Origin of the sequence: Sediminibacterium sp. (genome assembly GCF_051860225.1) — a bacterium.
In the GTDB taxonomy this organism is placed as follows: Bacteria; Bacteroidota; Bacteroidia; order Chitinophagales; family Chitinophagaceae; genus Sediminibacterium.
Genome location: NZ_JBHYEI010000002.1, coordinates 659,289 through 683,041, shown reverse-complemented (window position 1 = coordinate 683,041; position 23,753 = coordinate 659,289). Strand labels below are relative to the sequence as shown.

23 protein-coding genes are annotated in these 23,753 nt (G+C 36.7%); 21 read left to right on the top strand and 2 right to left on the bottom strand.

Annotated features, from left to right (window positions below; genetic code table 11):
- Positions 1–8: 8 nt before the first annotated feature.
- The gene (locus ACTIEI_RS09970; RefSeq protein ID WP_439506145.1) at positions 9–680 is read right to left on the bottom strand and encodes a hypothetical protein; all 672 of its coding nucleotides are present in this window, start codon (positions 678–680) and stop codon (positions 9–11) included.
- Positions 681–771: 91 nt separating this feature from the next.
- Here ACTIEI_RS09970 and deoC point away from each other — a divergent pair, with 91 nt between their 5' ends.
- Genes deoC through moaCB form a run of 19 tightly spaced genes read left to right on the top strand, consistent with a single transcriptional unit; the run spans position 772 to position 18,519 of the window.
- Positions 772–1,446, top strand: coding sequence for a deoxyribose-phosphate aldolase (gene deoC / locus ACTIEI_RS09965; protein ID WP_439506144.1), 675 nt, complete (start codon positions 772–774; stop codon positions 1,444–1,446).
- A 15-nt stretch (positions 1,447–1,461) separates the two neighbouring features.
- The gene (locus tag ACTIEI_RS09960; protein ID WP_439506143.1) at positions 1,462–1,893 is read left to right on the top strand and encodes an SPOR domain-containing protein; all 432 of its coding nucleotides are present in this window, start codon (positions 1,462–1,464) and stop codon (positions 1,891–1,893) included.
- A 13-nt stretch (positions 1,894–1,906) separates the two neighbouring features.
- Positions 1,907–3,088: a M20 metallopeptidase family protein gene (locus ACTIEI_RS09955; RefSeq protein ID WP_439506142.1), complete on the top strand. Its 1,182-nt coding sequence runs from the start codon at positions 1,907–1,909 to the stop codon at positions 3,086–3,088.
- A gap of 19 nt (positions 3,089–3,107) precedes the next feature.
- Positions 3,108–5,471, top strand: coding sequence for an NADP-dependent malic enzyme (locus tag ACTIEI_RS09950; RefSeq protein WP_439506141.1), 2,364 nt, complete (start codon positions 3,108–3,110; stop codon positions 5,469–5,471).
- A gap of 15 nt (positions 5,472–5,486) precedes the next feature.
- Positions 5,487–6,224, top strand: coding sequence for an MlaE family ABC transporter permease (locus ACTIEI_RS09945; RefSeq protein ID WP_439506140.1), 738 nt, complete (start codon positions 5,487–5,489; stop codon positions 6,222–6,224).
- A 24-nt stretch (positions 6,225–6,248) separates the two neighbouring features.
- Positions 6,249–6,731 (top strand): thioesterase, encoded by a 483-nt coding sequence (locus tag ACTIEI_RS09940; RefSeq protein ID WP_439506139.1) that lies wholly within the window; start codon positions 6,249–6,251, stop codon positions 6,729–6,731.
- Between the two features lie 2 nt (positions 6,732–6,733).
- Positions 6,734–8,137, top strand: coding sequence for an MBL fold metallo-hydrolase RNA specificity domain-containing protein (locus ACTIEI_RS09935; RefSeq protein WP_439506138.1), 1,404 nt, complete (start codon positions 6,734–6,736; stop codon positions 8,135–8,137).
- Positions 8,138–8,167: 30 nt separating this feature from the next.
- Positions 8,168–8,623 (top strand): (2Fe-2S)-binding protein, encoded by a 456-nt coding sequence (locus ACTIEI_RS09930; protein ID WP_439506137.1) that lies wholly within the window; start codon positions 8,168–8,170, stop codon positions 8,621–8,623.
- Between the two features lie 17 nt (positions 8,624–8,640).
- On the top strand, positions 8,641–10,806 hold the full coding sequence (locus tag ACTIEI_RS09925; RefSeq protein WP_439506136.1) for a molybdopterin cofactor-binding domain-containing protein: 2,166 nt from the start codon (positions 8,641–8,643) through the stop codon (positions 10,804–10,806).
- A gap of 2 nt (positions 10,807–10,808) precedes the next feature.
- A complete protein-coding gene (locus tag ACTIEI_RS09920) occupies positions 10,809–11,216 on the top strand; it encodes a c-type cytochrome (protein ID WP_439506135.1) in 408 nt (135 codons plus the stop codon).
- Between the two features lie 10 nt (positions 11,217–11,226).
- The gene (locus ACTIEI_RS09915) at positions 11,227–12,318 is read left to right on the top strand and encodes an XdhC family protein (RefSeq protein WP_439506134.1); all 1,092 of its coding nucleotides are present in this window, start codon (positions 11,227–11,229) and stop codon (positions 12,316–12,318) included.
- Positions 12,315–12,923, top strand: a complete 609-nt coding sequence (locus ACTIEI_RS09910; RefSeq protein WP_439506133.1) for a nucleotidyltransferase family protein — start codon at positions 12,315–12,317, stop codon at positions 12,921–12,923. The genes ACTIEI_RS09915 and ACTIEI_RS09910 overlap by 4 nt, the downstream gene beginning before the upstream one ends.
- Positions 12,904–13,893 (top strand): GTP 3',8-cyclase MoaA, encoded by a 990-nt coding sequence (gene moaA, locus ACTIEI_RS09905; RefSeq protein ID WP_439506132.1) that lies wholly within the window; start codon positions 12,904–12,906, stop codon positions 13,891–13,893. The genes ACTIEI_RS09910 and moaA overlap by 20 nt, the downstream gene beginning before the upstream one ends.
- A 9-nt stretch (positions 13,894–13,902) precedes the next feature.
- On the top strand, positions 13,903–15,072 hold the full coding sequence (locus ACTIEI_RS09900) for a molybdopterin molybdotransferase MoeA (protein ID WP_439506131.1): 1,170 nt from the start codon (positions 13,903–13,905) through the stop codon (positions 15,070–15,072).
- A gap of 10 nt (positions 15,073–15,082) precedes the next feature.
- The gene (locus tag ACTIEI_RS09895; protein WP_439506130.1) at positions 15,083–15,814 is read left to right on the top strand and encodes a sulfite exporter TauE/SafE family protein; all 732 of its coding nucleotides are present in this window, start codon (positions 15,083–15,085) and stop codon (positions 15,812–15,814) included.
- A gap of 4 nt (positions 15,815–15,818) precedes the next feature.
- The gene (locus tag ACTIEI_RS09890; protein WP_439506129.1) at positions 15,819–16,052 is read left to right on the top strand and encodes a MoaD/ThiS family protein; all 234 of its coding nucleotides are present in this window, start codon (positions 15,819–15,821) and stop codon (positions 16,050–16,052) included.
- A gap of 7 nt (positions 16,053–16,059) precedes the next feature.
- Positions 16,060–17,166, top strand: a complete 1,107-nt coding sequence (locus ACTIEI_RS09885; RefSeq protein ID WP_439506128.1) for a ThiF family adenylyltransferase — start codon at positions 16,060–16,062, stop codon at positions 17,164–17,166.
- Entirely contained in the window at positions 17,159–17,602 is a 444-nt protein-coding gene (locus tag ACTIEI_RS09880; RefSeq protein WP_439506127.1) for a molybdenum cofactor biosynthesis protein MoaE, read from the top strand. Before ACTIEI_RS09885 ends, ACTIEI_RS09880 begins: the two co-directional genes overlap by 8 nt.
- Positions 17,603–17,604: 2 nt before the next feature.
- Complete coding sequence (gene moaCB, locus ACTIEI_RS09875) at positions 17,605–18,519, top strand: bifunctional molybdenum cofactor biosynthesis protein MoaC/MoaB (RefSeq protein WP_439506126.1); 915 nt, start codon at positions 17,605–17,607, stop codon at positions 18,517–18,519.
- Here moaCB and ACTIEI_RS09870 read toward each other — a convergent pair.
- On the bottom strand, positions 18,514–19,251 hold the full coding sequence (locus ACTIEI_RS09870) for an SOS response-associated peptidase (RefSeq protein WP_439506125.1): 738 nt from the start codon (positions 19,249–19,251) through the stop codon (positions 18,514–18,516). The two genes, moaCB and ACTIEI_RS09870, sit on opposite strands and share 6 nt — an antisense overlap.
- A 147-nt stretch (positions 19,252–19,398) precedes the next feature.
- Between ACTIEI_RS09870 and ACTIEI_RS09865 the strand changes: the two genes are divergently transcribed.
- Positions 19,399–22,371, top strand: coding sequence for a SusC/RagA family TonB-linked outer membrane protein (locus ACTIEI_RS09865; RefSeq protein WP_439506124.1), 2,973 nt, complete (start codon positions 19,399–19,401; stop codon positions 22,369–22,371).
- An 11-nt stretch (positions 22,372–22,382) separates the two neighbouring features.
- The gene (locus tag ACTIEI_RS09860; RefSeq protein WP_439506123.1) at positions 22,383–23,753 is read left to right on the top strand and encodes a RagB/SusD family nutrient uptake outer membrane protein; all 1,371 of its coding nucleotides are present in this window, start codon (positions 22,383–22,385) and stop codon (positions 23,751–23,753) included.

Genomic DNA, 23,753 nt, shown 5'->3' with positions numbered 1-23,753 from the left:
TGATGGTCTTATAATCTTATGCCTATACCAAAATCCATACAGAAAGATTTAATCTGAGAAGTTGTATTACTTGCATTGGTCCATGTATATTTTCTTGTTCCAATATTGAATTTAAATTTCACTTTGTTGTCCTCGTCTTCAAAGTCTACAAATGAAATGCCCCATCCAAAAAATTGGGGCGAACGGGTAACGTCTGCATATCCTTCTTCCTTCATATTTACCCCTGGAGAAACACCTCCTTCTACATATAATCCGCTAATTGCCCAAGTTCCTGCAATAATGAATAAATTAGTGAAACCTGCGTTTTTAAAGACTTCTTTTTGATCATCTGGGTTAAATCCTTCTTTAAAAGCAAATGGGTAAATTCTAGCGCCCAATGGCTTCTGTGTCATGGTTACATTGGTTAAGGCGGTAGTTAGGTTTCTAAAATTTTGGGGTTCTAATCCTGCAATAGCAGCTACTTTTACAAACATTTTATTGGTGTATCCAAGATTTAGGAAATTGTATTCTGCGGTAATTCTAGGTTGAATTCCTTTTGATTTATAAAATTGCCCAAAAACTTCAGTTGCTTTAGGACTTGCAATGCCGATATAAATACTCAAACGTGGATCCATTCCCTTTTGTGCATTGGCCATTAGGCCAGTAATAATAAAACAGAGTGTAAGTAAGATTTTTTGCATGGTGATGTATTTTATGCGAATGAAATGCTTTTTAACAGGCACACCTATACCGTAGTTACGGTATTTGTTATCTTTGCCAAAATTCTTCTACATGCACTTAGCTCCCTATATTGATCATACTATTTTAAAACCAACTACTTTATTGACTGAAGTTCAACAGCTTTGTAAAGAAGCGGTAGAATATGGCTTTGCTGCAGTTTGTATTCCCCCAAACTTTGTGAAAAAGGCCAAAGCGTTTTTGGAAGGAACAAATATCAAAGTGGCTACCGTGATTGGATTTCCTTTTGGTTATTCTGCGGTTGAAGCTAAATTGGCAGAAATTGTTTTGGCCATGGTTGATGGGGTGGATGAGTTAGATGTGGTAGCTAATATAAGTGCCATTAAAAATCAAGATTGGGTATACTTGGCAAATGAATTGAATCATATCATGCCTGTGGTAAAGTCAAAAAACAAAACGATTAAAATTATTATTGAGAGTGGTGTTTTAACTAAGGAGGAAATCATAAAGTGTTGTGAACTATATGGTATAGCTGGTATTGATTATTTAAAAACATCAACTGGATATGCCGAAAAAGGTGCTTCTGTTGAAGCTGTTAAATTATTCAGGCTTCATTTGCCCGATGTGGTTCAAATTAAAGCATCTGGGGGAATCAGAGACTATGAATTTGCAGCAGAATTAGTTGCTGCAGGAGCAACCAGATTAGGTTGTAGCGCAAGTATAGCTATTGTTAAGGGGGAACCAAATCAGCATAACGCAACGTATTAACCTTATATTTACCCCATGAAAATAGGATGTTTCATATTATTCTTTTTATTGGTTAACCAATTTGGTGTTTATGCTTGCGTAAGGGACACTATAATTATCGAAAAAGACCCTCGTTTAGATATTTTAGTTTCCAAACAAGGGCAAATAAATAAGCGTACTGCTATGATGACCAGTACTGGCTTATATAAAGGGTTTCGCTTACAAGTAATTAGTACTCCCAAAAGAGATGATGCCAATCAAGTTAAAACGGATTTAATGAATCGTTTTCCTGATCAAAAAAGTTATACTTTTTTTCAGTCGCCAAATTTTAAAGTAAGAATTGGAAACTTCTTAAAGAAAGAAGAAGCAGAGAAATATAGAAATCAAATCAGTAAGTTTTTTCCTAAAGGTATTTACATCGTGGAAGACACGATTGAGTATACACCTCCTGAGGAAGAACAAAATTAGTTAAGCAATCAGCATGTTTAAAGAAAAAATTAAAGCACTCGCTCATACTATTGCCCCTGAGTTGATTGATATCAGACATCATTTGCATGCCAACCCAGAATTGAGTTACCAGGAATTTAAAACATCTGCTTTTGTTCAAGACCAACTAAGTAGTATGAATATTGCTTTTGAAGTGAAAGCAACTACTGGAATTCTAGCAACTATCAAAGGGAAAAATCCAGCTTCACGTGTGATTGCATTGCGTGCAGATATGGATGCGTTGCCTATTGTAGAAGAAAATGATGTTCCCTATAAATCATTAAATAATGGTGTAATGCATGCCTGCGGACATGATGTGCATACAACTGTTTTGTTGGGAGCCGCGCGTATTATAAATGAGTTAAAAATGGAATGGGATGGAACAATAAAACTATTATTTCAACCTGGCGAAGAGAGAAATCCTGGTGGAGCTAGTTTTATGATTAAAGAGGGTGTTTTAGAAAATCCAAGACCTGATGGGATTGTTGCATTGCATGTGCATCCGGGTTTGGATGTGGGTAAGCTGAGCTTTAGAAAAGGAAGAGTTATGGCTAGTGCAGATGAAATTTATATTACTATTCGAAGTAAAGGAGGGCATGCAGCAGCCCCTCATTTAACTGCAGATACGGTATTAATTGCCTCACAATTAATCGTGAGTTTACAGCAAATTATATCAAGAAATAATAGTCCCATTTCACCCTCTGTTTTGTCTATTTGCTCTATCCAAGGAGGAAATACCACCAATGTAATTCCCAGTGAAGTAAAATTAATGGGAACCTTCAGGGCAATGGATGAAACTTGGCGTTATAAAGCGCATGAGCTAATTAAAAAGCAAGCAATTGGGTTAGTTGAAAGTATGGGTGCAGAAATTGATTTACATATTGATATTGGTTATCCTACTGTAGACAATGATCCTGATTTTACAGAAGCAGCTTGGCAATTAGCCAATGATTATATGGGAAAACAATCGGTAGAAGAAACGGAACTACGAATGGGAGCAGAAGATTTTGGTTATTATACACAAGTAATACCAGGTTGTTTTTTTAGATTGGGGGTACGCAACGAATCAAAAGGTATTATACATCAAGTACATACCCCTAAATTTGACATTGATGAATCTGCCATTGAAATAGGAGCTGGTATGATGGCTTACTTAGGTATTAGTTTAACAAAATAGTTTACAACGAAATATATTTATGTCTGATAATAAGCATTCTAAATTACGCAGAGAACAAGCATTGGAATATCATTCAAGTGGTAGACCAGGAAAGATTGAAGTCATTCCTACTAAGGAAGCTAAAACACAACGGGATCTTTCATTAGCGTATAGTCCTGGGGTTGCAGAACCTTGTAAAGAAATTAAGGAGAATCCTGATAATATTTATAAATATACAGCCAAGGGTAATTTGGTTGGGGTGATAACAAATGGCACTGCTGTACTTGGATTGGGCGATATTGGTCCTGAAGCCAGTAAACCAGTAATGGAAGGTAAAGCAGTATTGTTTAAAATCTTTGCAGACATTGACGTTTTTGATATTGAAATCAATGAAAAAGATCCAGCAAAATTTGTTCAAATTGTAAAGTCTTTAGAACCAACTTTTGGGGGTATTAATTTGGAAGATATTAAAGCGCCTGAATGTTTTTATATTGAGCAGCAGCTGAAAGAGCAGATGAATATTCCGGTAATGCATGATGATCAACATGGTACTGCCATCATTAGTAGTGCAGCGATGTTAAATGCATTGGAGTTACAAAAAAAGCGCATTGATAAAGTTCGGTTTGTAATTAATGGAGCTGGTGCAGCAGCAATGGCTTGTATCAATTTATATGTTGCGCTCGGTGCAAAACACGAAAATTTTATTGTGTTTGATAAAGACGGTGTATTACATGTTGGAAGAACCGATCTTGGACCTGGTCGGGAAAAGTTTGCAGTTAAAAAATCGGACTGGACATTGGCAAAAGCCTTAAAAGATGCCGATGTGTTTTTAGGGTTGAGTGTAGGTAATGTGGTTACACAAGAGATGATTAAATCAATGGCTAGGAATCCAATTGTATTTGCAATGGCCAACCCAGATCCTGAAATAACCTATGAAGATGCAGTGGCGGTAAGAAAAGATATTATAATGGCTACTGGCAGATCCGATTATCCCAATCAAGTAAATAATGTGTTAGGCTTTCCTTATATTTTTAGAGGGGCATTGGATGTAAGAGCAACACAAATTAATGAAGCCATGAAATTGGCTGCAGTTCATGCTTTGGCCGATTTAGCTAAAACAGCAGTGCCTGATATTGTGAACTTAGCATATAACCAAAGCAACATGAGTTTTGGTCCTTTATATATTATTCCAAAGCCATTAGATCCTCGTTTATTAAGCACCATTGCCCCTGCAGTTGCAAAAGCGGCAATAGATAGCGGGGTTGCTCAAAAGAATATTACGAATTGGGATGCTTATGTATTAGAACTAAACAAACGATTGGGATTAGACAATCAATTATTTAGGGTGGTTAGCAATAAAGCCAGAAGAGACCCTAAGCGATTGGTATTTGCAGAGGCCGACAATTTGAAAATATTAAAGGCAGCAACCATTATTTACGATGAAGGAATTGCTTACCCAATTTTACTTGGGGATCCAGAAAAAATTAATCGTATTGCTGAAGCTAATAGCATTGATTTAGCTGACTTGCCTATTATCGATCCACGAAGTGATGCAATGGAATCTAAGCGAGAATTTTATGGAGAATTATTCTTTAAAAAACGCCAAAGAAAAGGGTACAATCATCATGAGAGTTTGAAAGTAATGAAAGATCGAAACCATTTTGGTTGTATGATGGTAGAAACGGGCGACGCAGATGCAATGTTGTCGGGCTTAACAAAAAACTATGCAGAAGCAATCAGGCCTGCATTGCAAATAATTGGGACAGAAGAAGGGGTTAAGAAAATTGCAGGAATGTATTTATTGTTAACCAAAAAAGGGCCATTGTTTTTGGCGGATACAACGGTTAATTTTCATCCTACAGCAGAAGAGTTGGCAGATATCACTCAAATGGTTGCAAAGGAAGTAAGAAGCTTTAATTTAACTCCAAGAGTGGCTATGTTAAGTTACAGTAATTTTGGAAGCAGCGATTCTGCGGAAGCCAGGTTAGTGGCAGAAGCTACCCGAATACTTAAACAAAGAGATCCAAATTTAATTGTAGACGGTGAAATGCAAGGTAGTTTAGCATTCAATAAAGAAATACTTAGAGACAATTATCCTTTTAGTGATTTAGTTGAACAAGAAGTGAACGTGTTGATGTTCCCTAATTTAACTGCTGGGAATGTTGCCTATAATTTATTGAAAGAAGTAGGTGGGGCAGATGCTATTGGTCCAATTTTATTAGGGTTAAAAAAACCTGTTCATGTTTTACAATTAGGAAGCAGTGTAAGAAATATCATAAATATGGCTTTGGTTGCCGTAGTTGATGCGCAAATGAAAACTCGAGTTGATACTGCAGAAGAAGTACAAAGAAGTTCATGGTGGAAAAGCAGGAAGAAAAACAAGAAATCAACCAACCAATTATAAGCATATCTTTATTTTATGAATTTTTTCACGCACTTAGGTAAGTTCTTATTGATGCTAAAAGGCATGTTTTCTAAGCCAGAGAACTTTAAAATGTATTGGAAAGAGTTCATGCATCAGTGTGTTGAAATTGGAATGGGGGCATTGCCCATTGTGATCATCATTTCTTTATTTCTTGGAGCTGTTACTACCATTCAAACTGCTTATCAATTAGTAAGCCCTTTAGTTCCACAAAGTACCATCGCACAGATTGTAAGAGATAGCATGATTTTAGAATTATCTCCCACAGTGGTAAGTATTGTACTTGCTGGAGTGGTAGGTAGTAAAATAGCCAGTGAGTTGGGTAATATGCGGGTCAGTGAGCAAATTGATGCTTTGGAAATTATGGGAATCAATACGAAAGCTTATTTATTATTACCTAAAATTCTCGGAGCACTTGTGGTTGTACCCTGTTTAATTGTTATTTCAGCGGTGCTAGGTATTTGGGGTGGGCGAACCGCAGGCGAATTGGCGGGTATTTTAGCTAATGATACATTTGATATCGGGTTAAGACAAAATCTAAATTTTTTCAATATCAATTTTGCCTTGTACAAGGCATACACATTTGCATTTATCATCAGTAGTGTGCCGGCTTATTATGGATATTATGTAAAAGGTGGCGCTCTTGAAATTGGTCGTGCAAGTACCAGTGCAGTGGTAGTAAGTTGCATTTTAATTTTACTCGCTGATTATTTGTTAGCAGCACTCTTGTTATAAACTGATAATTAGTTAAATTGAGATATGAATCCTCAATTTCCTGCTTTCAAAAAAATCATAACAAATTCCCTACGGTTTGCTTTTTTTAAATTGGTAAAGTTGCCTGCTGCATTCGTTGCTGGGTTAAAAGTTGGGTATATTGACGAATACAAAACAGTCATTTTGGTAAGACATGGGTGGATCAATCAAAATCCATTTAAGTCAATGTATTTTGCTGTACAAGCAATGGCTGCAGAAATGAGTACGGGATTGTTCCCTGTTGGGCAAACCTATAAACGAAGTCCTTCTGTGAGTATGTTGGTAGTTGGGCTAGAAGCAAAATTTGTAAAGAAAGCAACTGGATTAATTGCATTTACTTGTAATGATGGTTTGCGAGTCACACAAACAATTGAAGAAGCTATTGCAACCAAGCAAGGAAAAACAATTGTTTGCGAATCGGTTGGCACAAATGAACAAGGCGAAGTAGTTGCAGTGTTTCATATTACCTGGAGTTTTAAATCAAAATAATTATGAAAATCTCTTTTCATGGAGCAGCTAGAACAGTTACTGGTTCTAAGCATTTGTTGACCTTAAAGAATGGCAAAAAAATTTTATTGGATTGTGGTCTCTTTCAAGGAATGGGGAAAAATACGGAGGAATTAAATGCGCATTTTGGATTTGATCCTTCTGAAATCACTTATTTAATATTATCTCATGCGCATATTGATCATTCAGGTTTAATACCGAAGTTGGTTAAAGAGGGATTTAAGGGAACAATTTATGCAACCCCTGCAACGGGCGCATTGGCTGAAATTTTGTTAGAAGATTCTGCTATTATTCAAAGAGATGATACAAAGTTTATTAATAAGCGAAGAGCAAAAAAAGGATTGCCGCCATTTGAGCCTTTATATGATTTAGAAGATGCCGCTGTTGCTTTATCACTTTTTAAATATGTTCATTACAATCAATGGACTAAAATTGATGATGAACTGTCTGTTTGTTTTACAGATGCTGGTCATATCATTGGCTCAGCAGCGGTTCATTTAAGAGTAATCGAAGAGGGAAAAACCAATAAAATTACTTTTAGTGGAGATGTAGGTAGATACAATGATGCCATTTTACGGTCTCCTGAACCATTTGAGCAGGCAGATTATATTATTTTAGAAAGTACCTATGGAAACAAATTGCATGATGAAGTTTTTGGTATCACAGATACTATTTTGAAGTGGATTGTCGGTACTTGTTTAGAGAAAAAGGGGAAGTTAATTATCCCGGCATTTAGTGTAGGCAGAACCCAAGAAATATTATATGCACTCAATCAATTGGATATTGAAAAAAGATTACCCCCTGTTCCCATATATGTGGATAGTCCTTTAAGTAGGGAAGCTACTGAATTGCTGAAACAGTTTCCGGAGAATTTTAATAAACGAGTAAGGAAAATAATGGAACATGATCATGATCCTTTTGATTTTAAAACACTGAAGTTTATAAAGACGGTTGATGAGAGCAAACAGTTAAATGAAAATGATGCTCCTTGTGTTATTATTTCTGCAAGTGGCATGGCTGATGCTGGTAGAGTAAAGCATCATATCATGAACAATATTGAAAAGGAGAGAACAACTATATTAATGGTGGGTTACTGTGATCCTTATAGTTTGGGAGGGAGATTAACAGCAGGGCAAAAAGAAGTAAAGATTTTTGGAGAATTGTATCCTGTTAAGGCAGAGATTGGCGTAATGCGAAGCATGAGTGCGCATGGAGATTATGAAGATCTTTGTCAATTCTTAGCTTGCCAAAATCCTGAATTAGTAAGGAAATTGTTTCTAGTACACGGTGAACACGATGTTCAAATTGATTTTGCTGCCCGATTAAGAAGAAAACATTTCAAGGAAGTGATTATACCAGAAATGCATGAAACGCACTTATTAGATTAAAAACCTAACTTCATACTGAAATATTTTGCCATGATAACATTAAATATTAACAACACCGCTTATCAGGTGGATGCCAGTTCAGAAATGCCTTTGTTATGGGCTATCAGAGATATGGTAGGATTAACAGGAACAAAATTTGGATGCGGTATGGCTCAGTGCGGGGCATGCACTGTTCATGTAGATGGAAAGCCTGTTCGTTCTTGTAGTTTCCCTGTTTCAGCTGCTGTAGGGAAAAAGATTACGACCATAGAGGGAATGAAAGATAAGATTACAGAAGCCATTCAAAATGCATGGGTAGAGTTACAAGTGCCTCAGTGCGGATATTGTCAATCAGGTCAAATCATGAGTGCAACTGCTTTGCTAAGAACGAAACCCAATCCAACTGATGCTGATATAGATGCAGCCATGCAAGGGAATCTTTGTAGATGTGGAACTTATCAACGCATACGTAGTGCTATCCACCGCGCTGCAGAAATGATCAAGTAATTCAAAAAAATTAAGCAATGAATCAGCAAAATAGTCAAATCAATCGCAGAAATTTTTTACGCTTAACCAGTTTAACTGGAGCAAGCCTGGTAATGGGTTTGGGCGTTAAAGCAGATGGTATATCTGTTATAGAAAACTTGGGAACTTCAGCAGCTTCGTTTGAGTTATCTCCTTTAGTGATGATTGATCAAACAGGGTTGGTGACTATATTTAATACTAAACCAGAAATTGGTCAAGGGACTTACCAATCTATTCCAGCTTTAATTGCAGAAGAATTGGAAGTAGCGATGGATAAAATAGTCATCAACCAAACAGGTGGCGAAAAAAAATACGGACCGGCTCAGTTTGTTGGGGGCAGTTCATCAGTTAGAACCAACTATACCAACTTACGTAAAGTTGGTGCTGCGGCAAAAGAGATGCTGGTTAAAGCAGCAAGTACAGCTTGGAGCGTTCCTGTTAATGAATGCTATGCAGAAAATGCAACCGTTATACATCGACCAACTGGTAAAAAGTTAGGGTATGGTGAATTAGCAGAAGCCGCTTCTAAGTTAGAGGCGCCCAAAAATCCCACTTTAAAAGAAGCAAAAGATTTTAAAATATTAGGAAAGTCTGCACCTAGACCAGATGTTCCAATGAAAGTAAATGGGACTGCTAAATTTGGTATTGATGCAAGTGTTCCTGGAATGGTGTATGCTTCTATTGAGCGCTGTAAAGTGTTTGGTAGTAAATTAATCAGCTTTGACGCAACTGCTGCTAAAAAAGTGAAAGGGGTTATTGCTGTGGAAACCTGCGAAAGAATTCATGGTATTTATAAATCTGAAGGGGTAGCGGTTATTGCTGAAAATTATTGGGCTGCAGTGCAAGGCAGAAAAGCCTTGGTAGTTAAATGGGATCATCAAGGAAATGAAACTTTCAATTCTAAGGATTATGAACAAAGTTTAAGAGAGGCTGCCAAGAAAGAAGGTGCAGTTGAACACCAACAAGGCAATTTTGATAAAGCTTTTGCAGAGGCGCCTACTCAACTTACAGCATTTTATGAAACACCAGTTGTTTCTCATTCACCTATTGAGCCAATGAACTGCTTAGCGAGTTGGCAAGAAGGGAATAAATTGGAGATTTGGACTTCAACCCAAGTGCCTGGAAGTGTTGTGAATGATTTTTCTAAAACCTATGGGGTTAAACAAGAAGATTTAAAATTGAATGTATTGTTTAATGGAGGCGGCTTTGGAAGAAGATTGTATCCTGATTATATACATGAGGCAGTTCAGTTGAGTAAGAAAGTTGGTAAGCCAGTAAAATCAATTTGGAGCAGGGAAGATGATACCCAGCAGGGTCCATTTAGACCATTGACTTTTTCTGCAATGAAGGGGGCTTTGGATGCGAATGGTAAAGCCATTGCATTTCAACACAAAGTAATATCTCCTACGTTAGACATGAAGAAGGATTACGATATTACAAAGGCTGATGGAACCATGACTGAAGGTATCAGCGAACAGAAGTACGAAATTGAACACATGAAAAATTTGTATGTTCATCATTATGTACATATTCCATTGGCTGCTTGGAGAGCTGTTACTAGTACCACTTTAGCTTTTTCACATGAGTGTTTCTTAGATGAAATGGCTGTTGCTGCAAAAAAAGATCCTATGGCATTTCGATTAGAAATGCTTACTAAAGAGTCCGATACCAAACAGATTTTAAACAAGCTAAAAGAAGTGTCTAACTGGGATAAGAAATTACCGGCTGGTTGGGGAAGAGGAGTTGCGCAATATGAATTTTTTGCGGGGCAAGCTGGTTTCGTAATTGAAGTGTCAAAAAATGGAACTGGCGTTAAAATTGAAAAAGTATATGCTGTAATTGATTTGGGAACAGTAGTAAACCCAGACAATACTAAAGCGCAAGTTGAAGGTGCAGCAGTAATGGCTTTAACAGCAGCTATTAAAGGTGGAATCACTTTTGATAAAGGAGCAACGGTTCAATCTAATTTCCATAATAATCCGCTCGTTCGAATTAATGAAATGCCCAAAGTAGAAGTACATATTTTGGCCAATGGAGGAAGTAAAATTAAAGGAGTAGGAGAACCTGGGTTGCCACCATTTGCACCTGCATTGTGTAATGCAATTTTTGCTGCTACTGGAAAGCGAATTAGAAGGCTTCCTTTTGATATTAATAAAATTGTGTAAGCATGAGAAGAGTAGTGATTTTAGTTGGAATATTGCTTTTCGTATTTGTAGCTGTTGCCTTTATTCAACCCGCAAATATGGCCAAGAGCATAGCCAATGGTAAGAAAGTATATGCCAATAATTGTATGAATTGCCATATGGAAGATGGGAAGGGATTGGAAGGAGCATTCCCTCCTCTTGCTAAAGCTGATTATTTAAAACGTCCATCTAAAGATTTGATAACAGTAATATTAAAGGGACAATCGGGAGAAATAAAAGTGAATGGAATAATTTATAACGGCACAATGCCAGCACAAGATTATTTATCCGACGAAGAAATTGCAGACGTGTTAAATTATATTAATAATAGTTGGGGCAATAAAAATGTAAAACCAATTCTTCCTTCGCAAGTAAAACTATTGAGACCTTAAGGAATTTTTCATGAAAGAATTAGGCGATATTGTTCATGCATATGAAAAGGCAAATCAGTTGGGTCAAAAAATGGCTCTGGCAACAGTTGTAAATGTTGAAGGTTCTTCTTATCGCAGGCCAGGTGCCAGAATGTTGGTCACAGAAGACGGGCAGTTTACGGGGGCAATCAGTGGGGGGTGTTTGGAAGGGGATGCACTTCGAAAAGCTGCATTGGCTATTACACAAGGCAAAAAAAAGTTGGTCATTTATGATACCACCGATGAGGATGATGCAAAATTAGGAGTACAGCTTGGTTGTAATGGAATTGTTCGCATTTTGTTTGAGCCCATTGAACCTCATATTGCTTCAATCATAGAATCATTTAAGCAAATTAATGCTTCTCGTGAACCATCGCTGCTCATTACAGGATATCAAAACAATCTTCAAAATCATTGGGGTACTTTAGTGCCTGAGGCGATTTCCGAAAAATATAAAATGGAGTTAACACCTGTTTTCCAACGTGTACTTCAACTAAAAAAATCAGAACACTTAGTAATTGATACGGATGAGGGAAAGCAGGAATTATTCATTGAATATGTTGTACCTCCTATATCATTAATTATCATTGGTGCAGGAAACGATATCATGCCGTTAGAAACAATGGCTAGATTAATTGGGTGGAGTACGACTGTAGTGGATGGAAGGCCCACACATGCAAATACACTCCGTTTTGGCCAAGCCAGTAAAGTGATTGTGGGAAAACCTGAGACGGTATTTTCACAATTGTCTTTTGACAATCGAACAGCCATGGTATTGATGACTCATAATTACAATTATGATTTGGCCATGTTGACCTGTTTGGCAAATATTGATATACCATATATAGGATTATTAGGACCCACTGCTAAAAGAGATCGTTTATTAAGCGAGTTAGCAGAAAATGGGGTTCATTTTGATCATGCGCAATTAAAGAATATATATGGGCCAACTGGATTGGATATTGGTGCAGAAACAGCATCAGAAATAGCTTTGTCTGTAAGCGCTGAAATAATGGCCGTAATTGAAGGAAAACAACCTCAACACTTAAAGTTGAAAAATGCACCCATACATGCAACCATATGAAATGGGGAGTAATGATATTGGCAGCTGGTGAAGCATCTAGAATTGGAAAGGCTAAAATGCTCTTACCCTATAAACAAACCACTATATTGGGGCATTTGATTAAAGAAATTAGTTCTCTTGATCCCAGTATAATTCAATTAGTTACTGGTCATTATCACGATTTAATTGTTAAGCAAGTTAATTCGGACAGTATTAGTATCATTCAAAATAAAGGGTACAAAAATGGCATGAGTAGTTCTATACAAGTGGGGCTTACTGCAATGTTGAATAGCTGTTCGGGCATGGATTTTTTAGTAATTGTAGTGTCTGATCAACCCTTTTTAAGCAGTTCCGTTTTAATTAGTTTATTTAATAAACAGCAACAAACTGCAAAAGGAATAGTAGCTTCTACATATAATGGAATTAGGGGAACACCAGTATTGTTTCGTTCATCGTATTTTACTCACTTATACAATTTAGCAGGTGATAAAGGCGCACGTGGTATATTGCAGCAATTCCCGGATGATGTTGCTACCATCGACTTTGAAAGTGGAGAATTGGATATTGATACGGTGGAAGATTATGAGCGGTTTTGTAAAATAATAAATGAAGACCATGTTGATTGATCAGCACAATAGAGTACATGATTATTTACGTATTTCTTTAACGGATAATTGCAATTTGCGTTGCTTCTATTGTATGCCCGAAGAAGATTATGCATTTATGCCCAATAAGCAACTAATGCAACAAAATGAAATCCTTATATTAGCTACATTATTTGTGAATCAAGGGGTTAAGAAAATTCGATTAACTGGAGGTGAGCCATTGGTAAGAAAAGATGCAGCGGCAATTATAAAATCCTTGGGTGAGTTAGGCGTTGAGTTAACTATTACCACTAATGCTACTCGAATTCACTTGTTTATTGATGATTTGAAGCAAGCAGGTGTACAATCTGTTAATATCAGTTTGGATACACTACAGCAGGATAAATTTCAATTACTTACCCGCCGAGATCAATTCGGTATAGTAAAAGATAATATTGATTTGTTATTAGCCAATGATTTTAGGGTTAAAGTAAATATGGTGGTAGTAAAAGGAATGAATGACCATGAAATAGTTGATTTTATAGAATGGACGAAACACACTCCTATACAAATTCGGCTCATTGAGTTTATGCCATTTGATGGCAATAAATGGAATAGTGATAAGTTGGTAACCTTGCAAGAAATGCTATCATTAATTCAAGTGCGTTATACCATTACTCCTACTCAAAATGAACCCAACGATACAAGCAAGCGCTACAAAATTGAAGGACACAAGGGTAGTTTCGCAATAATAAGTACAATGAGTAATCCCTTTTGCAGCACCTGTAATAGGATTCGATTAACTGCAGATGGTAAAATTAAAAATTGTTTGTTTTCTTCTTCTGAAACTGATTTACTAACACCATTGCGAGAAGGTTTAGACATACTGCCATTAATCAAACAATCAATAGCAAGTAAGCACAAAGAATTAGGTGGTCAATTTTCAAAAGACTTTGAAAAGATTGATACCAAAGAATTACATAATAGAAGCATGATTGCAATTGGAGGTTAATTTCATATTATGATAACGGTAAACGAAGCAAAACAGTTGATCAGTTCTATGGTTAAGCCACTTAGCCCTGTTTCCGTTCCTTTAATTCATGCGAGTGGTATGGTTACAGCAGAAGCTGTATTTAGTCCTATTGCAATGCCTTTGTTTACACAATCTTCTATGGATGGTTTTGCGATTCAGTTGAAAAGCATAGATGCAATTATGCCTATTCAAGCTGAATTGCCGGCAGGTACTTCAAATCAATTGGAATTAATTGAAGGTCATGCAATAAAAGTATTTACTGGAGGACCTGTTCCAAAAGGTGCAGATTGTGTAATCCAAAAAGAATGGGTAAGCCAGATAAGTAATGCCATTCAAGTAATTCAAAAAACAGATGAAAAAGGATTGAATATTAGAGAACCTGGATCATCAGTAGAAAAAAATGATTTAGTTGTTGCTAAAGGAACCTGTTTACATCCATACCAATTAGCCATGATGGCAAGTTTGGGAATAAATGAAGTATTGGTTTATCCTGCGCCGGTTATTACATTAATCATTACAGGTAATGAATTAGTTAAGCCAGGACAGTCACTTCATTTTGGTCAAGTGTACGAGTCCAATTCTATAGGACTTGCAGCTGCCTTAAAATCTGTGGGTGTCAATGATTTGAAAATTGTTTATGTTAGAGATTCTTTAGAAGCAACGTCAACTGAAATAAAGCATGCATTGAACTGTTCAGATATGGTTTTGCTAACAGGTGGAGTAAGTGTTGGGGATTATGATTATGTAGCCGAAGCATGTAAACAAGAAAAAGTCGAATTAATATTTCATGGGGTAAAACAAAAACCTGGGAAACCGCTGCTCTTTGGGATATACCAAGGAAAATTTGTTTTTGGTCTGCCTGGGAATCCAAGTTCTGTATTGCATTGTTTTCAGCAGTATGTAAAGCTAGCGATAGAATTGATGACAGGTCAAGTATCAGCTTTGCCAATTAAAGCCAAGTTGACAGAAGCGTATCACAAAAAGCCAGGGTTGGTATTTTTCTTAAAAGGATTTATTCAGGAAGGTTGGGTAACTATATTACCTGCACAGGCATCGTATCAGGTAGGTGCATTTTCAAAAGCCAATTGTTGGGTAGAATTGCCCGCTGAAGCGTCCTCTTTTCATAAGGAACAAGCCGTAACCGTATATTTATTTTAAAGCTTGAGTAATGGAAGAAATAATTCTTTATGGACTTGCTTTTTTTATCATAGCATTTCTATATGCCGCGGTAGGTCATGGAGGTGCTAGTGGGTATTTGGCTTTAATGGCCATTTTTAATTTTGGTGCAACAGAGATTAAGCCCACTGCATTAATATTGAACCTAATGGTTTCCTGTTTGGCATTTATTTCTTTTTATAGGGCCAAGCATTTTAGGTCTTCCATGCTTTGGCCATTAATTATTACGTCTATCCCCTTTGCGTATTTGGGGAGCATTATTCCCGTTTCTGAGAGTTTTTATAAAAAATTATTGGCCATTGTTTTATTAATAGCTGTAGCTAGAATATTATTTTTAAATAAATCTAATGCAATTCGTCCTGCACCTAAGTGGTATTGGTTAAGTATTGCTGGGGCATTAATTGGTTTGGTTTCGGGTATGATTGGAATGGGGGGAGGTATTTTACTATCGCCATTACTGCTTTTGATGGGATGGTCTACGCAACAACAAACTGCAGCATTGAGTGCAGTTTTTATATTTTTGAATTCGGCAGCAGGTATGGTCGGACAAATTCAAAAGGGATTTAATTTAGATCAATCTATTTATATTATTATCTTGTTTGTTTTATCCGGCGGTTGGATTGGAGCTTACATTGGATCTAAGAAACTGAAGGCAGACCAATTAAAATTCATTTTGGCAAGTGTGTTAATAGTTGCTGCAACAAAATTATTTTTTGTAAACTAACGATATGGAAGTACAAGTAATTTTCTTTGGATCAATTACTGATATTACGCTTGATAACTCAGTTGTGATAGATAATTGCGTTGATATAAATTCATTAGTACAAGAACTAATTGAACGTTATCCAGCATTGGCTAATAAAAAATATTTTGTAGCAGTTAATCAGAAAATAGTACATGAAAATAGTAAACTTAAAATGGGAGACACGGTGGCATTAATGCCACCATTCTCCGGGGGATAAGATGGATATGAACGATCGTTATATTAGACAAATAATTCTTCCAGGATTTGGAACTGTAACTCAAGAAAAGCTTGGTCAGGCTAAGGTATTAATTGTGGGTATGGGAGGATTGGGTTGTCCAATATTACAATACTTGGTTGGGGTAGGAGTAGGAACGATTGGCATAATGGACCCAGACAGGATCAGTAAGAGTAATTTACATCGTCAATTATTGTATGATGAAAAAGATATTGGACAGTTGAAAGTAGACATCGCTGCACGTAAAGTACAGGCTCAAAATAGTTTAATTCAAGTTGATGTTTATCCTTTTGAAATTAACAAAGAAAATGCAATCCATATCATTGGCAAATATGATTTAATCTTAGATGCAACGGATAATTTTGCTGCTAAGTACTTGATTAATGATGTATGTGTATGGTTGAAGAAACCAATTGTATTTGGTGCAGTTTCTGGATTTGAAGGACAAGTAACTGTCTTTAATTTGGCTTCAAAGGATGCTAATCGTATTCATTATCGCCATTTATTTCCAGTACAACCAGCAGCTAATGAAATTGCTTCCTGTGAAGAAACAGGTGTGGTAGGAGTATTGCCAGGTATCATAGGAACGATGCAAGCTGCTGAAGCAATTAAGCTGATAACAGGGTTAGGTAGCCCATTATATAATCGGATGCTTACTTATAATTTCTTAACAGCCCATTGGTTTGAAATTGAAATGAATGCCAATTTAGCAATACCTATTATTGACGAAAATTTTATTAATACCACTAATTATCAAATTGATTGTGCTAGGATGGAAGCCGATTTAGAAGATGTTGATATTGAAGAAATTGATGTTTCTCAGTTTTTAGATTTTAAAAATGATTTAAGGGTCTTTATTCTTGATGTGAGGGAGCTACATGAATATCCCGCAATTGATTTTTCTCATGCTCAAATTCCAATGTCTACATTAAAAGAAGCCATTCATCAACTTCCCGAACAGCCAATCTGTGTAATTTGTCATCAGGGGATTAGAAGTGTTTATGCAGCACAATTAATTAAATTGCATAAGCAAGTTGAAGCATATAGTTTAAAAGGGGGCTTAACTGCCTATTTTAATAAAGTAAGTAATGAGTAATAAAAAACCAGCTTCTATTTTTGTTAGTGGTCCTATTCCAGCACAAAAGATAGCAGATGATATTCAAAAGCATTCAGCTAAAACGAATATTGGAGCCCACAGTATTTTTTTAGGACAGATTCGTGCAGATGAATTGAACAATGCAAAAGTTGTTGCAATTGAGTACACTGCGTATGAAGAGATGGTGATGGAGAAAATGACTGAAATAAGGGAGACTTTTTTTGCAAAATATGCTTTAACCTGTATGCATATTTATCACAGTTTAGGTAGGGTAGCAGTAGGTGAAATTTGTTTATTTGTATTCACCTCCTCTGCACATAGAAGAGATGCAATTGATGCTTGTAATGAAATGGTGGAAACTATTAAAAAGGAATTGCCAATTTGGGGTAAGGAAATTTGTACTGATGAAAGTACAGTATGGAAACAAAATAATTAATCATGGTTAATATTACCCATAAATCGAGTACACTTCGAAAAGCCATTGCGGAAGCTACTGTGCTAGTATCTAAGCAAGAAACAATTGATGCAATTGAGCAATATAAGGTTCCAAAAGGAGATGTATTTTCATTTGCCAAAGTAGCTGCTTTGTTTGGCGTTAAAAAAACCAGTGAGTTAATTCCAGATTGTCATCCACTGCCAGTAGAATTTACTGACGTGCAGTTTTCTATAAATGGATTGAATATTTTAATTCAAGTAGAAGTGCATACTATTTATAAAACAGGTGTTGAAGTTGAAGCCATGCATGGCGCTTCTATTGCAGCTTTAACCTTATATGATATGCTAAAACCCATTGACAAAAATGTAGAAATTCAGCATATACGATTGATGTCTAAAACGGGTGGGAAGACCGATAAAAAATTGTATTTGGATAAAAATCTCCAAGCTGCAGTAATTGTTTGTTCAGATACAGTTTCAGCGAATAAGGCAGAAGATAGAGCAGGTATTGCAGTCATTGAGGCCCTACAAAAATTAAATGTACAAGTGCCCGTATACAAAGTAATACCTGATGATGCTAATGCCATTCAAGCGCAAGTTGCAGCGAATACCCATGATGCTATACAATTATTAATCATGGTAGGAGGTACCGGTGTTTCTTTGAGAGATATAACGCCTGAAACTATTAAGCCATTATTAGATCGTGAGTTGGACGGTATTATGGAAACAGCTAGAAGGTACGGGCAAGAGCGCATGCCCTACGCAATGCTATCTAGAAGTGTAGCGGGTTTGATCAACCAAACTTTAGTGCTTACATTTCCTGGTTCATTATCTGGTGCCACAGAATATATGCAAGCATTGTTTCCACAAGTGTTACATGTGCTAGATGTGATTGCAGGTGATCGTCATGGACTATAGTGGTGGCAATGCAGCATATTCTACAACTGCTTGAGGATGTTCAATACCTCTGTTGAAATCTTTTGTAATGGTATGGGCAGTTAATGCGCTATCTGGAATTTGGTATGCCGCGAGTTCTTTTATTCTATTTTCTTTCAAAGGACTAATCCATTCTTCGGCTAATTCAGTAGGCAGTATAGTAGGCATTCTTTTTTTTGTGTTATGGATTTTTTGCATCAATCCATTTGCCTGCGTAGTCACAATGGCAAAACTGTGAATCATTTCACCAGATAATTTGTCGGTCCAAGGTTGCCAAATTCCCGCCATATAAAACAATGGCTCTCCCTTGTTGGCGCTATGGATATAGTAAGGGAATGCGATGGGTTTTTTATCTTCAACCCCCTGATAATGTCTCCATTCATAAAATCCTGTACTGAGTACTAAACATCTTCTAGCTTTTGCTGCATGTTGATATATTTTGCTTTCGAATAATTTTTCTGCAGTAGCATTTAAGGTGGTATATTTTTTTCTACTTTCTTCCAGTTCTCCCAAATTTTTAATAAACCAAGGGATGAATTCCCAATGGGCTAATTCTGGTTGCCAATCACCTGCATTATCTTCTATAATGATTGGCCACGAGTTATAACTAAAACCAGACTGTACATCAACATCTATTGGAGGAATTTCTTTTTCCTTTCCTTTTAATTTGATCTTTTTTTTCGTTGGGATTTTGAGGGAGTTGTAATAACACATGCTTGAAAGTATAATTTTTTTTATTTAAAACTATAGGCTATAACTCGAAGCGGCTAGAATTGTTAAACATGTTCTTTATTTATTAAATTCAGCTTTAAGTTTTTTTTAACCATTTCTAATCTTTTTTTTAACCAAAAACAAACTAGCATGAAGAAACGCTACTTAATGAAAATGCTGCTAGCATTACTCTTTTTTATGAAGGGTATTCAAGCAGATGCTCAGGGGTTTACCGCCTCGGGAACTGTAAAAGAATCTGTTACCGGAACTCCACTTGCTGGAGTATCTATTAGTATTAAAGGTACTAAACAAGTTACCACATCAGATGCTAGTGGTAATTTCTCTTTAAAGTCTTCTGGTAAATCAGTTACCTTGGTTTTAAAGTATGTAGGGTTTAAAACAATTGAAGTTGCAGTTTCTGCAGAAAAACCAGTGGCAACTTATTCAATGGAGGAAGAAGTAAGTGCGTTAAAAGAAGTAGTAATTACTGGGTTGGCATCATCTATTAAAAGATCCAATTTGGCCAATGCAATCACTTCTGTTTCAGCAAAAGATTTAACAGGAACTACTCAAATTCAAACTGCAGATGGTGCATTGTACGGTAAAGTGTCTGGTGCAAATATTCGCATGAATTCAGGGGCTCCTGGTGGGGGTATTAATATCCAATTACGTGGTTTATCTAGTTTAACACAAGCTTCTGCACCCTTGATTGTGTTAGATGGTGTTTATATAAGCAACGACTTTCAAAGAACGGGTAGAGCTTCTGTATCTGGAGCTGGTGGTGCAAACCAAGACGATGGCGCCAATCGTTTAGCAGATATCAATCCTGCAGATATTGAAAATATTGAAGTGTTGAAAGGACCTTCTGCGGCTGCCATTTATGGTACAAGAGCGAATGCGGGGGTATTGGTTATCACAACTAAAAAAGGTGCTGCTGGTAAAACAACCATCAGTTTTGGACAAGATGTTGGCTTTGGAAGACCACTAAGAATGATGGGAGTAGACAATTGGAGTGAAGCCAAAATCAATAGTTTTTTCCCAGCTGCAAGAAGACCCATTGAATTGTCTAGATATCAGAGTGCTGTTGCTGCAAATAATTTCGTGAATTACGAAGATTATTTTTATGGCAACACTGCATCATTAATGAACTCTAGAATAAGCATTCGTGGAGGAGATGAAAAAACTAAATTCTTTGTATCAGGTTCATTAACCGATGAAGGCGGTATCGTAAGAAAAACAGGTTTTGAAAGACAATCGATTCGAGCAAATCTGGAGCATAAGCTTTCTAAGGATATCGTATTAACTGTAAACTCGAATTACATTAGAACCAATACAGACAGAGGGTTTACCGGAAACCAAAATAACTCAGGTGCAAGTATCGGTTACAATATTGCTTATGTACCTAATTACTTTGATTTAAGACCAGTAAATGGGGTATATCCTACCAACCCTTATTTTGCAGAGAATCCAGTAGCAGTTACCGATAATGGAATTAATAATTCTTTGGTTAATCGTTTCATTCAATCTTTTGGTTTAGACGTTAACTTATTCAAAAACGAACGTTCTCAATTAAAGTTTAAATTAAACGGAGGTATTGATTTTCTTCAGAATTCCACAAAGGTATATTTACCCGATGATTTACAGTTTCAACGTGGTCAAGCCAACCCAGGAGATGTATTAGTAGGAAGACAAGAAACCATGAATACCAATATCCAAGCTGCATTTGTTTATGATTGGCAAGTGAAGCGTGTAAATATGAGTACACAAGTGGGTATGGTTAGACTTGATTTTAAAAACAATGGGCTATTTAATAGAGGTAGGGGTTTAGCTCCAGGGCAGTCTAATATAAAGCAAGCAACTGTTCAAGAAGTAGAATCTGAATTTCAAAGTACACAAAGTGATGTGGGTTTATTTGTTCAACAACAAATGAATTTTGAAGATAAGATTATTGGAACCGTGGGTATGCGTTGGGACAAATCAAATACCAATGGTAATGCCAATCGGTTTTACGCTTTTCCTAAAGCATCATTGGCAGTTAACTTAACAAATTTTGATTTCTGGAAAATCAATGCTATTTCTCAATTCAAGCCAAGAATTGCTTATGGTCAAACCGCAGGACCTGTCCCATTTGGAGCAACTTTCACCTCTTTGGGTGGAGTGAATATTGGTGGATTATTGGGCTCAACTGTTGCAACCAGTGTGGGTAATACCAATATTCTTCCAGAGCGTGCACAAGAAATTGAATTTGGTATAGACGCGGGTTTCTTAAATAATAAAATTTTATTTGAAGCAACTTACTATGTTAAGACAACTAAAAATAATTTACAGCCTTTAACATTATCTCCTGCTACTGGTGTGGTAAGTACTATTAGTAATGAAGCAGAAATGCGTAACAAAGGTATTGAACTTGGATTGTCTGGTACAATTGTTCAAAAACCAAACTTTAGATGGTTTTCCCGTTTATTATGGTGGAAGAATGATGTGATGATCACCAAACTTGGAATCCCATCTTACACTACAGGAGCATTTGGAACTGCATTAGGTACTTTTTTAATTCAACAGGGAGTAGCTCCTACTACTATTGTTGGGACGCCTGCAATTTCTCCCGGTGTATTTACGGTATTAGGAAATGCCCAACCTGATTGGACTTCATCTTGGTCTAATAATATCACTTTCTTGAAGAACTTTGATTTAAGTATCTTAACAGAGTACAGAAGTGGAGGCGATAATATCAATCTTACTTCATTCTTAACAGATGGCGGTGGAACTACAAAAGGTTGGTTTAATGATGATAACAAAGACGGAATCCCAAATGGTCGTCAACGTGATCCAGCTCCATATAATGGTGCAGCTCGTTGGGTACAAGATGCTACATTTTTAAAAATACGTGAAGTAGGATTGTACTATACATTGCCTAAAGAATCTTTAAGCAAAACATTTGGTAATATCATTCAACGTGCAAGAATTGGTATTTCTGGGAACAACGTTTTCTTAGCAACTAAGTATGTTGGTTATGATCCTGAAACATCCACATTTGGAGCTCAGGCTTTAGCTAATAACGTAGACGTTGCTCCTTATCCAACATCAAGGAGATTATTTTTTCACTTACAAATTGACTTCTAAACCAATAGCACATGAAAAAGTTTAAACTATTAATTATATCAAGTGCGGTTGCCTTTTTATTTAGCTGTAACCCATTTAAAGTAAAAGAACTAACTGATCCAAATAATCCAAGTGAAGCGAGTGTTTCTAATAACGCTTCCCGAAGACAAATACAGTTTCTAGTAACCGGACTAGAACAAAGACATAAAGGCTATGTGACCAATATTTGTCAGGCATGGAATACTTTTGGAAGAGAAATTTGGTACCTGAATGCATCAGATCCTCGCTTTCAAACTGATTGGTTAGGGCAAGCGGGTCGTTTACCAGATGCGGCTTATTTCGGATTTGGCGCCACAGGTGGCGGATCTTATGCAACACCTTATCAGGCAATCAAACAAGGCTCTGTATTGATTGATGCTGCGAATAATTCGGGTACACTAACTACTCAAGAAAAAAGTGCAGTGTCGGGTTTTGCTAAAACCATTATGGCTTATCAATATTTGATCCCTGCTAATTGGTTATATGAGAATGGAATTAGGACTGATGTTAAAGACCCACTTAAACCTGGTCCTGTCAGATCATATACAGCTGCTTTAGGTTTTATAGATTCTTTATTAACGGCTGGTTATAATGACCTAAATAATGCAGGATCTGTATTTCCATTTACATTAACTGCTGGCTTTAATGGATTTAATAATATTGATGGATTAAAGCGCCTGAACAAAGCAATAGCCGCACGTGTAGCTATTTACAGAAAGGATTGGCAAGGTGCATTGAATGCACTCAATTTATCTTTCATGAATTTATCCGGTTCATTATCTGCCGGACCTGCGCATACATTTGGTGCCCCACCTGATGGGTTCAATCCAATGTTTTACGTATTGGATGCAAATATTAATACCATCATTGTAGTGCATCCATCTGTATTAGCAGATGCAACACCAGGTGATGCAAGAGTTGCTGCAAAGTTCCATCAACGTTCAGCACCTGTTACGGTTACTACCGATGCAACTCCATTGGTAGGAACGCATCAAGATAAAAGATGGGCAACTAATACTGCTCCAATGCCTTTTATTAAAAATGAAGAATTGATTTTAATTAAAGCGGAAGCACATGCTCAATTAAATCAAACAACCGATGCGGTGAATGCAATTAATATTATCAGAACTGCTGCGGCTATTGGAAATTATGGTGGTGCTACTACGCAAGCAGCATTAATCAATGAGATATTATATCAGCGTCGTTATTCTTTGTGGGCTGAGCCATGGGGGCATAGATGGATTGATGCTCGCAGGTATGACAGACTAAATACGATTCCTACCTCTTTTGATCAAGGAACCATATTTAAACAATTCCCTCGTCCTCAAGCAGAGATTAACTGGGATTTGTATGCGGGTGGATAA